14 protein-coding genes are annotated in these 12,493 nt (G+C 47.1%); 7 read left to right on the forward strand and 7 right to left on the reverse strand.

Annotated features, from left to right (window positions below; all coding sequences use genetic code 11):
- Positions 1–35 precede the first annotated feature (35 nt).
- The 5 genes from RQM65_RS08785 to pyk all read left to right on the forward strand — a co-directional run bounded on the left by RQM65_RS08785 (position 36) and on the right by pyk (position 4,570).
- On the forward strand, positions 36–269 hold the full coding sequence (locus RQM65_RS08785; RefSeq protein WP_047247024.1) for an acyl carrier protein: 234 nt from the start codon (positions 36–38) through the stop codon (positions 267–269).
- Positions 270–574: 305 nt separating this feature from the next.
- The gene (fabF, locus tag RQM65_RS08790; RefSeq protein WP_314014255.1) at positions 575–1,828 is read left to right on the forward strand and encodes a beta-ketoacyl-ACP synthase II; all 1,254 of its coding nucleotides are present in this window, start codon (positions 575–577) and stop codon (positions 1,826–1,828) included.
- A gap of 5 nt (positions 1,829–1,833) precedes the next feature.
- Positions 1,834–2,571, forward strand: a complete 738-nt coding sequence (rnc, locus tag RQM65_RS08795) for a ribonuclease III (RefSeq protein WP_314014257.1) — start codon at positions 1,834–1,836, stop codon at positions 2,569–2,571.
- A gap of 72 nt (positions 2,572–2,643) precedes the next feature.
- A complete protein-coding gene (locus tag RQM65_RS08800; protein ID WP_314014259.1) occupies positions 2,644–3,123 on the forward strand; it encodes an IPExxxVDY family protein in 480 nt (159 codons plus the stop codon).
- A 4-nt stretch (positions 3,124–3,127) separates the two neighbouring features.
- Positions 3,128–4,570 (forward strand): pyruvate kinase, encoded by a 1,443-nt coding sequence (gene pyk, locus RQM65_RS08805; RefSeq protein WP_314014261.1) that lies wholly within the window; start codon positions 3,128–3,130, stop codon positions 4,568–4,570.
- A 55-nt stretch (positions 4,571–4,625) separates the two neighbouring features.
- On the opposite strand, the gene RQM65_RS08810 is transcribed toward pyk, so the two are convergent.
- Positions 4,626–5,159 carry a PAS domain-containing protein gene (locus RQM65_RS08810; RefSeq protein ID WP_314014263.1) on the reverse strand — a complete coding sequence of 178 codons (534 nt, stop codon included), beginning with the start codon at positions 5,157–5,159 and terminating at the stop codon, positions 4,626–4,628.
- Between the two features lie 181 nt (positions 5,160–5,340).
- Between RQM65_RS08810 and RQM65_RS08815 the strand changes: the two genes are divergently transcribed.
- The gene (locus RQM65_RS08815; protein ID WP_314016819.1) at positions 5,341–5,799 is read left to right on the forward strand and encodes a COG2426 family protein; all 459 of its coding nucleotides are present in this window, start codon (positions 5,341–5,343) and stop codon (positions 5,797–5,799) included.
- On the opposite strand, the gene RQM65_RS08820 is transcribed toward RQM65_RS08815, so the two are convergent.
- The 6 genes from RQM65_RS08820 to RQM65_RS08845 form a co-directional block, all read right to left on the reverse strand.
- Positions 5,796–7,517: an IlvD/Edd family dehydratase gene (locus tag RQM65_RS08820; RefSeq protein WP_314014264.1), complete on the reverse strand. Its 1,722-nt coding sequence runs from the start codon at positions 7,515–7,517 to the stop codon at positions 5,796–5,798. The two genes, RQM65_RS08815 and RQM65_RS08820, sit on opposite strands and share 4 nt — an antisense overlap.
- A 320-nt stretch (positions 7,518–7,837) precedes the next feature.
- Positions 7,838–9,190: an acetyl-CoA carboxylase biotin carboxylase subunit gene (accC, locus tag RQM65_RS08825; RefSeq protein WP_314014266.1), complete on the reverse strand. Its 1,353-nt coding sequence runs from the start codon at positions 9,188–9,190 to the stop codon at positions 7,838–7,840.
- 85 nt (positions 9,191–9,275) lie between these two features.
- Positions 9,276–9,770, reverse strand: coding sequence for an acetyl-CoA carboxylase biotin carboxyl carrier protein (accB, locus tag RQM65_RS08830; protein WP_314014268.1), 495 nt, complete (start codon positions 9,768–9,770; stop codon positions 9,276–9,278).
- A 43-nt stretch (positions 9,771–9,813) separates the two neighbouring features.
- The gene (locus tag RQM65_RS08835; RefSeq protein WP_314014270.1) at positions 9,814–10,809 is read right to left on the reverse strand and encodes a beta-ketoacyl-ACP synthase III; all 996 of its coding nucleotides are present in this window, start codon (positions 10,807–10,809) and stop codon (positions 9,814–9,816) included.
- Positions 10,810–11,093: 284 nt separating this feature from the next.
- Positions 11,094–11,291: a 50S ribosomal protein L32 gene (rpmF, locus tag RQM65_RS08840; protein ID WP_314014272.1), complete on the reverse strand. Its 198-nt coding sequence runs from the start codon at positions 11,289–11,291 to the stop codon at positions 11,094–11,096.
- Between the two features lie 6 nt (positions 11,292–11,297).
- Complete coding sequence (locus RQM65_RS08845) at positions 11,298–11,831, reverse strand: YceD family protein (RefSeq protein WP_314014274.1); 534 nt, start codon at positions 11,829–11,831, stop codon at positions 11,298–11,300.
- A 174-nt stretch (positions 11,832–12,005) separates the two neighbouring features.
- Between RQM65_RS08845 and RQM65_RS08850 the strand changes: the two genes are divergently transcribed.
- A complete protein-coding gene (locus RQM65_RS08850; protein WP_314014275.1) occupies positions 12,006–12,464 on the forward strand; it encodes a GAF domain-containing protein in 459 nt (152 codons plus the stop codon).
- Positions 12,465–12,493 lie beyond the last annotated feature (29 nt).

The following is a 12,493-nucleotide window of genomic DNA, read 5'->3' on the forward strand; positions in this document are numbered from 1 at the left end:
TTGCCAACAATTTAAATTTTAAAACCAATATTATTATGTCAGACATTGCATCAAGAGTAAAAGCTATCATCGTTGATAAATTGGGTGTTGATGAGAATGAAGTAGTAAGCGAAGCTAGCTTTACGAACGACCTAGGCGCAGATTCATTGGATACCGTGGAATTGATCATGGAATTCGAAAAGGAATTTGACATTCAGATTCCCGATGACCAAGCCGAAAACATCGCAACCGTTGGCCAAGCTATCAGTTATATAGAAGAAGCGAAGTAATCGTTATGATTTCTTGAAGAAATTTTAAATTATCCATGCGGTACTCCTATCGCATGGATATTTTTTTTAATTTACGCGGGTAATACTCGTGCCATCCGATAAGCCGAAAATTTTGGGAATTTTATTTTTTTTCTCTGCCTAGGCACGACACAGCGAAAGCTGTGGGCGAGGCGAAGCGTTGGCAAAACATAGCCGTGGCTACGGTTGATAGTTTTAACGACGGCATAGGAAAAAAGAAAGACACAAAAATTCGGGTTCTCATGTGGCAGGAGTATAAGCTAGTTTAACAACCAAAACCAAGATTGATGGAGTTAAAGCGAGTTGTGGTTACCGGGTTGGGCGCCTTAACGCCCATTGGCAACACTATAGAGGAATATTGGGAAGGTCTCAAGAATGGAAAGAGCGGCTCCGCTCCCGTGACCTATTACGATACCGAAAAATTCAAGGTCAAATTCGCCTGTGAACTTAAGGATTATAATCCGCAAGACCATTTTGAGCGCAAGGAAGCGCGGAAACTAGATCGCTTTGCACAATATGCTCTCATCTCTTCCGACGAGGCGATAGCCGATTCAAAATTGGACTTGGACGTGGTTGACAAATTCAAGGTAGGGGTCATCTGGGGAGCCGGAATCGGCGGACTCGAAACCTTCCAGAACGAAGTAATGAATTTTGCCGAAGGCGATGGAACACCGCGTTTCAACCCTTTTTTTATCCCAAAAATGATTGCCGACATCGCCCCGGGCCATATCTCGATAAGACATGGTTTTATGGGACCCAATTATACTACGGTCTCCGCATGTGCATCTGCCGCGAACGCCATGATCGACGCCTTGAACTATATTCGTTTGGGGTATTGCGACGTAATAGTGACAGGTGGTAGCGAGGCGGCGGTAACCATTGCCGGCATGGGTGGCTTTGGGGCCATGCACGCCCTGAGCACTAGAAACGACAGTCCCGAAACGGCATCCCGTCCCTTCGATGCGACCCGGGATGGATTCGTATTAGGGGAAGGGGCCGGTGCCCTTGTACTCGAGGAATACGAACATGCCAAAGCGCGTGGAGCCAAAATATATGCCGAGGTGGCCGGTGGAGGACTTTCAAGCGATGCCTATCATATGACCGCTCCCCATCCGGACGGAATCGGAGTCGTACAGGTGATGAAAAACTGTCTGCGCGATGCGGGACTTGAGCCCAAGGATGTCGATGCCATTAACACCCATGGCACCTCAACCCCTCTGGGGGATGTGGCCGAACTCAAGGCAATCGTCGAAGTGTTCGGCGAACATGCGCCGGATATCAACATCAATTCGACCAAGTCAATGACAGGACATCTCTTGGGCGCAGCGGGCGCCATCGAGGCTATTGCATCGATATTGGCCATGAAACACAATATAGTACCTCCTACCATCAACCACAGCACGGTCGATGAAAATATCGACCCAAAATTAAACCTGACCCTGAACAAAGCGCAAAAGCGGGAAGTGAACGTTGCCCTGAGCAACACTTTCGGATTCGGCGGCCATAATGCCTGTGTGATATTCAAAAAAATTAGCGAGTAACTACGATGGGGTTTGCATCCAAAATATTCGGTTCCCATTCTAAAAAGGATGGGGATTTTTTTATGGGGATGATCAAAATTCTCGGTTTTAAGCCGAAGCGACTCCACTTCTACAAAAAAGCATTTCTTCATCGGTCCGTCAATGAGAAAGACCAGGCCGGAAATCCGATGAATTATGAGCGTTTGGAATTTTTGGGCGATTCAATGCTCGGCACTATTATTTCGCAGCATCTTTTTATCGAGGTGCCCGAAGGCGATGAAGGCTACCTGACCAAAATGAGATCTAAGATCGTGAGCCGCAAGCACCTCAACCAACTGGGCAGAGATCTCGGGCTCATAGCTTTCGTAGAGAGCCGAATTCCTAAAACCCATTTTGGTGAAAACATTCACGGCAACGTTTTCGAAGCGCTTATCGGGGCCATCTATATGGACCGTGGCTACAGGTATTGTCAGAAATTCATCCTTGAAAAGGTCATCGATCCCTATGTCGATATCGAACAGCTCGAAGGCAAGGTCATCAGTTATAAAAGTCTGATTATCGAATGGTGCCAAAAACAAAAGAAGGCGTTCGATTACCAAGTGTACGACGATACGGGCAAAGACGCCCTGAAACACTTTGCCGTCAAGCTGAGGATCGAAAATCAAGTTGTGGCTAAAGCAAGGGCGACCTCAAAGAAGAAAGCTGAAGAAAAGGCGTCGAAACGTGCCTATTACGCATTGCAGGACAAAATGAACCAATCGTGAGCGATACGCCGTTTGACGGAAAGAGATACTGACATTGGCCTAAAAAATCCATATATTTGCGGTTTTACCTAAATGGCGGCAGTACACAAACTTACAGAAGACTTTTACGATGACTGCTTCGACTTGATTGCCCTGCATAGCAGCCTTGAAAACTATGCGCTTGCCTATGCCCTGAACAACACGCTGAAGTCGTCCTTTAGAAGACGTCGCAAAGACCTCGAGATTTTAGGTCACGTTACCGTTCCTATTTTTGAATGGAAAGACGATTTAAACGATCGATACTGGACATTCTTTACCAATAAGGGAGTGCATAGAGATTCGGAATCCCAAAACAATCTCTTTAAAGAAGAACCGTCCTTTAGCAGCCATTACCTGGTGACCGAGTACCGTGAAGTCGATTATTTTTTAAAGATTGAACTAGACGGTTGCGACGGGAATCGCCAAACAGTGAAAACAAATACCGTCGAGAAGTTGCTCGGCATTTCAAAGGTAATTACCGCATACCCCATAGACACGCAAAAACTAAAATCAAAAAATAATCTAATTTTTTAAACCAATGCTAACACAGAAAAAGACCAAGATAGTAGCTACCCTTGGGCCGGCTACCAGCAAGAAAGAAGTGCTTCGCAAGATGATCGAGGCCGGGGTAGATGTCTTTCGCATCAATTTCTCACATGCCAAATATGAGGATGTCACGGCACGGATCAATATGATCCGCGAACTCAATACAGAACTGGGCACGAATACATCGATTTTGGGTGATCTTCAGGGGCCCAAGCTACGCGTAGGTATCATGGCCGGTGAAGTAGTCGTTTCCCCAGGTGATGAAATCACGTTCGTAACCGGAAAACCTTTTGAAGGAAACTCGGAAAGAGTGTATATGAACTACGATACCTTTCCCCAAGACGTTCAGGCAGGGGAGCGTATTCTATTGGATGATGGAAAATTGATTTTCGAAGTTGTTTCCAGCGACGGGGAAGCAGAGGTAAAGGCAAAGGTCATTCAAGGCGGCCCCTTAAAATCGAATAAAGGGGTCAACTTGCCCAACACGAACATCTCGCTACCTGCCTTGACCGAAAAAGACATAAAGGATGCGGAATTCGCAGTTTCACAACAGGTAGATTGGATAGCTCTTTCCTTCGTTCGGTTTAGCCAAGACCTGATCGATCTTCAGGAAATCATAAGTCAGCATTCGGAACATAAAATTCCGATTATCGCCAAAATCGAAAAGCCTGAGGCGGTAGAAAATATCGATAAAATTGTCGCCTATTGTGATGGTTTAATGGTAGCGCGCGGTGATTTGGGCGTTGAAGTACCCGCTCAAGAAGTACCACTTATTCAAAAACAACTCGTACTCCGGGCAAAAAAGGCCCGAATTCCTGTCATTATCGCCACCCAGATGATGGAAACTATGATTACCAGTCTTACCCCTACCCGTGCCGAGGTGAACGACGTAGCCAACTCCGTAATGGACGGAGCCGATGCGGTGATGCTATCGGGCGAAACCTCAGTGGGCAATTACCCGGTAGCGGTAATTGAAAAAATGGCCGGCATCTTAATGAGTGTCGAAAATTCAAATCTGATACAGGTTCCCCACGATCCACCGCATATCCGCACCAAACGTTATATTACCAAAGCGGTCTGTTATCATGCAGCCACTATGGCCAACGAAATTCAAGCCAAGGCGATATCTACTTTGACCAATAGTGGCTATACCGCATTTCAAATATCCGCTTGGCGGCCAAGTGCCCATATTTTGGTCTTTACATCCAACAAGCGTATCTTGACCCAATTGAATCTGCTTTGGGGCGTCAAGGCCTTTTATTATGATCGCTATGTCACTACGGACGAAACCATCGAAGACGTCAATAGAATTGCATATCAAAAAGGATTTTTGGAAATCGGGGATATGTTGATCAGTCTGGCCGCGATGCCGATCAAGGATAAGGGAATGGTCAATACCTTGAGGGTGTCGGAAATCGAAGATGAAAAAAGTTAGAGGCTGAAACCAAGGTTTTAGTGCTTCCGGGGGCTTCGGATTACTGGTCAGTCAACTAGGCCACTACTTTTTCGTAGGCGATAAAGTTTACGAGTTCTCCGGAAGTATCGAAAATCGGGCCTCCTTTGATCCAACAATTGTAGGCAGTTCCGTCTTTTTTATAATTGAGCACGACAGCTTCGAACGGTGATTGATTTTTCAAAGCCTTTCGTATCTCAAACGTATCCTTTTCGTTGGTATCGGCACCTTGGAACATCGTAGGTCTTCTCCCCTTTACCTCGTGGGGCAGATAGCCGTTCATCGCAACCATGTTTTGGGTAGCATGAACGATTTTCTGCTTTACGTCCGTAACTAAAATTACCAGTTCATTTTCTATTAGGGCTTTGTTCAAATTGGGTACGTCCATCCATTTATTCTGGTCGGACAAGCGTTTTAAAGATACCAGATCCTCATAGTTCTTGCATAAGGTGTCAAAATAAAGGCCGTAGACATCCCATGACATCAAAGGAAGCATTTTTAAATCTGAAGGACCGTAATACCGATATGCTGCGTTATCGTACTCTTTCATGGGCTGTTTTAGAATGGCCACGCCAAGTTTTTTTGAGCAAGGCAGAATTACCAATGATACAAAAACCATCTTTGTTTAACAAATATAAGATATCGATTAACACTTGCATCATCACGTACTGCCATTTATTTTAGTTATTTTTTGTGATTTGGCACTATTTTTTCATCATCGGTAGCAGTACTTTTGCATTTTGGATCAGCCTATGCTAATGGACCTTATCATTGCGATGCTTTGGAGCCTGTCTCCCTTTGGGGAGGCCAAGGTAGGGATTCCCTATGGCATGCTCAACGGTTTAAATATATATCTTGTATTTGCAACTTGTTTTTTGGCGAACTTGTTGGTCTTTCCCATGATGATGTTTTTTTTGGAACGGATAAACCGTTATTTTCTACGCTGGGTCTTTTATAAAAAATCCGCCATTTTCGTTGCGCGACGGGCAAAGACGGGATCTGGAGCCAAAATACAACGCTTCGGTTTTTGGGGACTAATTCTATTCGTGATGATTCCTTTGCCCGGTACCGGGGTCTATGCGGGAAGTATCGCTACCTATCTTTTTAAAATTGAAAAACAGAAGGCATTTTGGGCGAATGCCATTGGAATCTTCTTCTCATCTGTCATTATCTGGTCGGCTACCCTGGCCTCGATGCAAGGGATGGCCTAATGTAGGTCGCGCTCCACTTTGGACCCCGAACCGCCTACCAGAAAATTAAGGTCCGCTCCCTTATCGGCCTGTTCTACGTGATCGACATACATCTTAACATAACCTCTATCCGCCATTGGCGCTGGTGGTTTCCAGGCCGCTTTCCGTTTATTCAATTCCTCCTCCGGAATATCTAGATGGAGTTTTCTCTTTTCTACATCGAGCTCGATACAATCCCCATTTTTCACAAAGGCCAATGTCCCGCCCACCGTAGATTCAGGGGAAACGTGTAGGACTACTGTTCCCGCCGCTGTACCGCTCATGCGTCCGTCTGAAATACGTACCATGTCCGTTACCCCCTTCATGATCATTTTTTTTGGAAGATCGACATTCCCAACTTCAGGCATGCCGGGATAGCCTTTGGGCCCGACTCCCTTCAACACGATAACGCTGTTTTCATCAATTTCAAGATCGGGATCATCGATTCGTTCGTGATAATCTTCCATACTCTCAAAGACCACGGCTGCGCCTTTGTGCTTCATGAGTTCTTCAGACGCTGCCGAAGGTTTGATTACCGCTCCGTTCTCGCAAAGATTGCCTCGTAAGACAGCGATTCCGGCTTCTTTTTGGAAAGGTGTTTTTAAGGATGCAATAACGTCGTCGTCGTAACAGACCGCATCCTTGTAATTATCGGTAAGACTATTTCCATTCACGGTGACGGTATCGCGATGCAGCCGTTCTTTTAACTCGTTCAGGACCACCGGAAGACCGCCGGCGTAGAAAAAATCTTCCATCAGGTATTTGCCCGAAGGCTTGAGACTGACCAGCAAAGGGACCTTACTGCCCAAGGTATCGAAATCGTCTAGCTTGAGATCGACTCCGATTCTACCCGCTATCGCGGTAAGATGAATAATTAGATTGGTCGACCCCCCTACCGCGGCATTGGTCACAATGGCATTTTCAAACGCCTTTCGTGTAAGTATTTTTGAAAGCTTCAGATCTTCCCGGACCATTTCGACGATGCGCCTTCCGCTTAACTGGGCGAAACGTTTTTTCCGGGAATCCGCGGCGGGAACGGATGAAAATCCCGGTAAGGTGAGTCCCAAGGCCTCTACCATCGTAGCCATTGTGGAGGCGGTGCCCATCGTATTGCAGTGTCCGATACTACGGGCCACACAGGTCTCGGCCTCAGTGAAATCTGCAGCAGTGTAACCTTCCCTATGGTGCTTTTCCTTGATCATCCAATTCATGGAGCCCGAACCTACTTTCTCGCCGCGAAACCTCCCGCTCAACATGGGGCCTCCCGGCACGACAATGGTCGGCAGATCAACACTGCAGGCCCCCATGACCGTGCTGGGGGTAGTTTTGTCGCAACCGGTCAACAGCACGATCCCGTCCAACGGATTGGCCCGAATGGATTCCTCGGTGTCCATACTCGCTAAATTTCGGAACAACATGGTCGTGGGTCGCATCAAGGTCTCCCCCAATGACATGACGGGAAATTCCATAGGAAATCCGCCTGCTTCGAGAATGCCCCTTTTGACCACCTCGGCAAAATCGCGCAAATGGCCGTTACAGGGCGTCAGTTCCGACCAAGTGTTACAAATACCGATTACGGGTTTCCCTTCGAAATAGTCATCGGGATAACCTTGGTTCCGCAACCAGGAACGGTGTACGAAACCCATTTTATCTTTGCCGCCGAACCATTCGGCGCTGCGTAGGGACTTCTTTTTTGCCATAGGAAAGTCAAATGAAGGATTAAAATAGGCATTTGCGGGAAGAACTGCAAGGTGTTTCGAAGACAAGGCCCACCGTCCCTTGCTTTCTAGCGCGGAAAATTCGACATCTATAAAGCTAAAGCGAATTTGATGAGTTTAGACAAGCACTTTAGTAGTCTAGCCAATTTTAGTCAGCTACCTCGGGTAAAGCCCGAGGTATTCGTAAGGAAAAACATTAGCGTTTCGAGGCAAGCCTCGGAGCATTCAAATCTCGATTACCGAGTCAAACCTATCCTGTGGCCGGGAATCGAAATTTAAAAATCCAATAAAAAAAGATTCGGTTACTCTTCCGCCTCCGGTTTCATCTTAAAGCTTTCCATAAACGCGGTGGTGTAATTGCCCGCCAGATAGTCGGGATGCTCCATAAGCTGTCTGTGAAAGGGGATGGTGGTCTTGATGCCCTCGATGACAAACTCGTCAAGCGCGCGCTTCATTTTGTTGATGGCCTCCTCACGGGTCTGTGCCGTGGTAATAAGTTTGGCAATCATGGAGTCGTAATGCGGGGGGATGATATAGCCGCTATACACGTGGGTATCCATCCGGACCCCGTGACCTCCGGGGGTGTGTAAGGTCGTAATCCTACCTGGGGAAGGCCTAAAGTTATTGTAGGGGTCTTCGGCGTTTATTCGGCATTCGATGGAGTGCAATTTTGGCAGATAGTTCTTTCCGGATATGGGCACTCCCCCGGCGACCAATATCTGCTCGCGAATGAGGTCGTAATCGATGACCTGCTCGGTAATCGGATGCTCGACCTGGATACGCGTATTCATTTCCATGAAATAGAAATTGCGGTGCTTGTCGACCAAAAATTCTATGGTGCCCGCCCCCTCATACTTGATGTACTCCGCAGCCTTGACCGCTGCCTTTCCCATAGCATCCCGAAGCTTATCGGTCATGAAGGGCGAGGGCGTTTCTTCAGTCAATTTTTGGTGACGGCGTTGAATAGAGCAGTCCCTTTCCGACAGATGACAGGCTTTTCCGTACTGGTCTCCTACAATTTGGATTTCGATATGCCTTGGCTCTTCGATGAGCTTCTCCATGTACATGTCTCCGTTTCCAAAGGCGGCAGAGGCTTCTTTGACGGCACTCTCGAACAGCGCTTCCATGTCTTCTTCTTTCTTGACTGCGCGCATGCCCTTTCCACCGCCCCCGGCCGTCGCCTTTATCATCACGGGATAACCCATTTTTTTGGCCACCTTTTTGGCGTCGGCAAGATCTTTCAGCAAGCCATCGGATCCGGGCACCGTAGGCACCCCTGCTTTCTTCATCGTCGCTTTGGCCTGGGCCTTATCGCCCATGCGGTCGATGTGCTCGCCCGATGCGCCGATGAATTTTATCTCATGTTCGGCGCAAATTTTTGAGAATTTGGAGTTTTCGGACAAAAATCCATAGCCGGGGTGTATCGCGTCGGCATTGGTGATTTCCGCGGCAGCTATGATATTGGGGATTTTGAGATAGGATTCACTGCTCGCCGCAGGTCCGATACAGACCGCTTCATCGGCAAAACGTACGTGCAGGCTTTCCTCGTCGGCCTTAGAGTAGACCGCAACCGTTTTGATGCCCATCTCTTTGCAGGTGCGGATGACCCGTAGGGCAATTTCTCCCCTGTTAGCTATCAGTATTTTTTTGAACATGTCTTAAAATTTAAATTCCAAATTCCGAGCGCTACAATCCAATTCCTCACTTGGGAATTTAGGATTTGGGATTTGGGATTTTCCGCTAGGACGGATCAACTAAAAATAAGGGTTGATCGAATTCTACGGGAGAAGAATCTTCCACCAGTATTTTTACGATTTTACCGGAAACTTCGGATTCTATATCGTTGAAAAGTTTCATCGCCTCGATTACGCAGAGTACATCGCCCTCTTTGATCGCGCTCCCCACTTCCACAAAGGCATCTTTCTCGGGCGAAGGCTTACGATAGAACGTTCCGATAATGGGCGACTTGATCGTAATGTATTTCGAATCGTCCTCTTTCTTTTCCTCCTTTGGCTTTTCCGCAGTAGCCGGTTCTGCGGTCGGGGCCTGGGGTTGCGCGGGTTGCGTCATTTGAGGCTGTCCAACGGGAATTTGTTGGATGTACTGGGTTTCGCGCTCTGATTCGGGAGTGCCCGTTCTGATGGTAATCTTGAGATCGTCAGTCTCTAATTTCACCTCCCTGGCTCCCGATTTCGCAACGAACTTGATAAGACTTTGAATTTCTTTTATATCCATGGAATTTCAATTTTATACTGTTACGGATATGGCTCCGGTTTAATTAGTTATATGCCCAAGTCAAATAGACCGACCCCCAGGTAAATCCTCCGCCAAAGGCGGCGAAAACCAGCTTATCTCCTTTTTTGAGCTGTTTTTCATAATCCGACAACAAGAGCGGCAAGGTTCCCGAGGTGGTGTTCCCGTAGCGCTGTATATTCATCATGACTTTTGAATTATCCAGGCCCATGCGATTTGCCGTGGCATCGATGATCCGTTTATTGGCCTGATGGGGAACCAGCCAAGACACGTCGTTATGGTCCAGGTTGTTCTGCTGCATGATACGTTCGGCTACATCGGCCATATTCGAAACGGCGAATTTAAATACCGTTTTCCCATCCTGGTAAATGTAATGCTTGCGGTTCTTAACCGTTTCTTCCGTGGCCGGCATGAGCGAACCTCCGGCGTCCATACCTAAATATTGCCTTCCACTGCCGTCTGCGCGAAGATATTCATCTTGCAGTCCGAGGCCCTCATCATTGGGCTCAAAAAGTACCGCGCCGGCCCCGTCCCCAAAAATGATGCAGGTGGTACGATCGGTATAATCGATGATCGACGACATTTTGTCCGCCCCTACCAGCAGCACTTTTTTGTATTTACCGGACTGAATGTAGCTCGCGGCGGACGACATCCCGAACAGAAAACTGGAACAGGCGGCCAGCAAATCATAGGCAAACGCATTATCGGCTCCTATTTCGGAAGCTATGTAAGCGGCAGTCGAGGCAACCATGCTGTCGGGGGTAGCGGTAGCCACGATGACCAGGTCGATTTCCTTAGGGTCTATATTTTTTTTCCGGATCAAATCTTCGGCAGCCTTAATTCCTAGATAAGAAGTACCTTCCCCCTCTTCAGGTTTCAAAATGCGCCTTTCCCTTATTCCGGTTCTGGAGACGATCCAATCATCGTTGGTGTCCACCATCTCTTCCAACATCTTATTGGTCAGCACAAATTCTGGTACGTAACCACCTACGGCCGTAATCGCCGCCGTTGTTTTACCCATTTTAATGTCAGTTTGGTCTTTAATCCTTCAGAAATCCCTTAAAATTCGTGAAAAATAATCAATTTCCATGAAAATCGTCCTAAAAAACCCGTGTTTAAAATTATTTTGGCGATACCATCGGCCCCATAGTGCCAATGGTTCGATACGACCCGTGCTTTCAACATTACGGAAACTGCCCCCCGCGGCCCAAGCCAAAAGTTGGCCAACCAAGATATTCGGCCAAAAAAAACTCCCGTTAACTGTTACGGGAGTGTTTAGAAAGAGTATTCGGCATAATTGTAGGATTATGCTTCGATTTCCTCCGTTTTATCGACCAAAACCTGGCCTCTGTAGTACAGTTTACCTTCGTGCCAGTGCGCCCTGTGAAACAAATGGATTTCACCGGTTGTGGAATCGGTCGCCAACGTAGGGGCAACCGCCTTGTAATGCGTTCTTCTTTTGTCTCTTCTGGTTTTCGAAATTTTTCTCTTGGGATGTGCCATCGTAACTTATTTATCCGTTAAAAGCTTCTTTAGTTCGTCCCATCTGGGATCGTTTTCCTGTGTATTTTCTTTTGTTTCTTTAGGTTGTAGCTCTTCCAATCTTTTCAGGGCTTCCGACTGCAAACTACCGTCAAGCACCCCGGGGTGAACGCGTTTTTGCGGCACGGCTAGCACCAACATTTCGTAAACATATTGGGCGATATTGACTTGGTACGTTCCGTGCGGAACAATCAAAATGTCATCGTCTTCATCGTTATATTCATCGCCAAACTTCACCACCAGCTCAAGCTCACCCTCGATCGGTTGATCATACGGCTCATCGGTCAAGTCGCCATTCACGTTGACCGTACCTGTGGCCTCCAACTCGAATTCGAGCATGGTGCTCGATTTCATTAAGGATACATTCAGAACGATATGTGCAGCATTGAACTCATCATAGCCATACGTCTCAAAGAATGCGTTGTCAACCGTATATTCGAAATTGTGTTTTCCCTGCTTTAATCCTGAGAAAGCTATACTGAACTTCTCTTGCTTCATCATGTCAACACTATTTACAGTATACTCGCCCTTTCATCAAAGGCGGGGGCAAAGTTACTATTATTTTCATAAATACCAAGCGCTCACGGGCAATCTTATCAACGTTCCCAAAAGACCGGATAATTATAGCGCGAATACTCAATCTTACGTACCTTTAAGCCATTCAAAACGCAGTACATGGAAAAAATTGAGCGCATTACCGCTTCTTTGGAACAGTCGCCCGTCGATTGGCAAGAATTACTTTCCGAGTGCATTACCTCTTTTGGATGTTCGACCGGAACCCTCCATTTTTTGGAGACGGACACCGACATATTGAAACTACAGGCCCAAATCGGCATCCCTGAGTTCTTGATGCCCAAGGTATCGAAAATTCCAATAGGAAAGGGGATGGCCGGAATAGCGGCCGAGAGACAGGAGCCAGTGGAGCTATGCAATTTACAGACCGACACTTCAGGAATCGCCCGACCGGCGGCCAAGGAAACCAAGGTAGAAGGTTCGATTGCAGTGCCGATGATGTTCAATGGTGCCTTGTACGGCACATTGGGAATCGCAAAGCCCGTACCCTATGACTTTACGGAAGAAGAAAAGAATAATCTTATGGCCATAGGGGAAGCTATAGCGAGGACCTTGGCCTAGAACGATGTCGCTATCGCAGTACATCATTG

The sequence above is a fragment of the Pricia mediterranea genome (genome assembly GCF_032248455.1).
In the GTDB taxonomy this organism is placed as follows: domain Bacteria; phylum Bacteroidota; class Bacteroidia; order Flavobacteriales; family Flavobacteriaceae; genus Pricia; species Pricia mediterranea.

What these genes read in the sequence shown, in the direction of transcription:
- RQM65_RS08785 (WP_047247024.1), top strand. Translation starts at nt 36, where the DNA reads ATGTCAGACATTGCATCAAGAGTAAAAGCTATCATCGTTGATAAATTG.
- fabF (WP_314014255.1), top strand. Translation starts at nt 575, where the DNA reads ATGGAGTTAAAGCGAGTTGTGGTTACCGGGTTGGGCGCCTTAACGCCC.
- rnc (WP_314014257.1), top strand. Translation starts at nt 1,834, where the DNA reads ATGGGGTTTGCATCCAAAATATTCGGTTCCCATTCTAAAAAGGATGGG.
- RQM65_RS08800 (WP_314014259.1), top strand. Translation starts at nt 2,644, where the DNA reads ATGGCGGCAGTACACAAACTTACAGAAGACTTTTACGATGACTGCTTC.
- pyk (WP_314014261.1), top strand. Translation starts at nt 3,128, where the DNA reads ATGCTAACACAGAAAAAGACCAAGATAGTAGCTACCCTTGGGCCGGCT.
- RQM65_RS08815 (WP_314016819.1), top strand. Translation starts at nt 5,341, where the DNA reads ATGCTAATGGACCTTATCATTGCGATGCTTTGGAGCCTGTCTCCCTTT.
- RQM65_RS08820 (WP_314014264.1), bottom strand. Translation starts at nt 7,517, where the DNA reads ATGGCAAAAAAGAAGTCCCTACGCAGCGCCGAATGGTTCGGCGGCAAA.
- accC (WP_314014266.1), bottom strand. Translation starts at nt 9,190, where the DNA reads ATGTTCAAAAAAATACTGATAGCTAACAGGGGAGAAATTGCCCTACGG.
- accB (WP_314014268.1), bottom strand. Translation starts at nt 9,770, where the DNA reads ATGGATATAAAAGAAATTCAAAGTCTTATCAAGTTCGTTGCGAAATCG.
- RQM65_RS08835 (WP_314014270.1), bottom strand. Translation starts at nt 10,809, where the DNA reads ATGGGTAAAACAACGGCGGCGATTACGGCCGTAGGTGGTTACGTACCA.
- rpmF (WP_314014272.1), bottom strand. Translation starts at nt 11,291, where the DNA reads ATGGCACATCCCAAGAGAAAAATTTCGAAAACCAGAAGAGACAAAAGA.
- RQM65_RS08845 (WP_314014274.1), bottom strand. Translation starts at nt 11,831, where the DNA reads ATGATGAAGCAAGAGAAGTTCAGTATAGCTTTCTCAGGATTAAAGCAG.
- RQM65_RS08850 (WP_314014275.1), top strand. Translation starts at nt 12,006, where the DNA reads ATGGAAAAAATTGAGCGCATTACCGCTTCTTTGGAACAGTCGCCCGTC.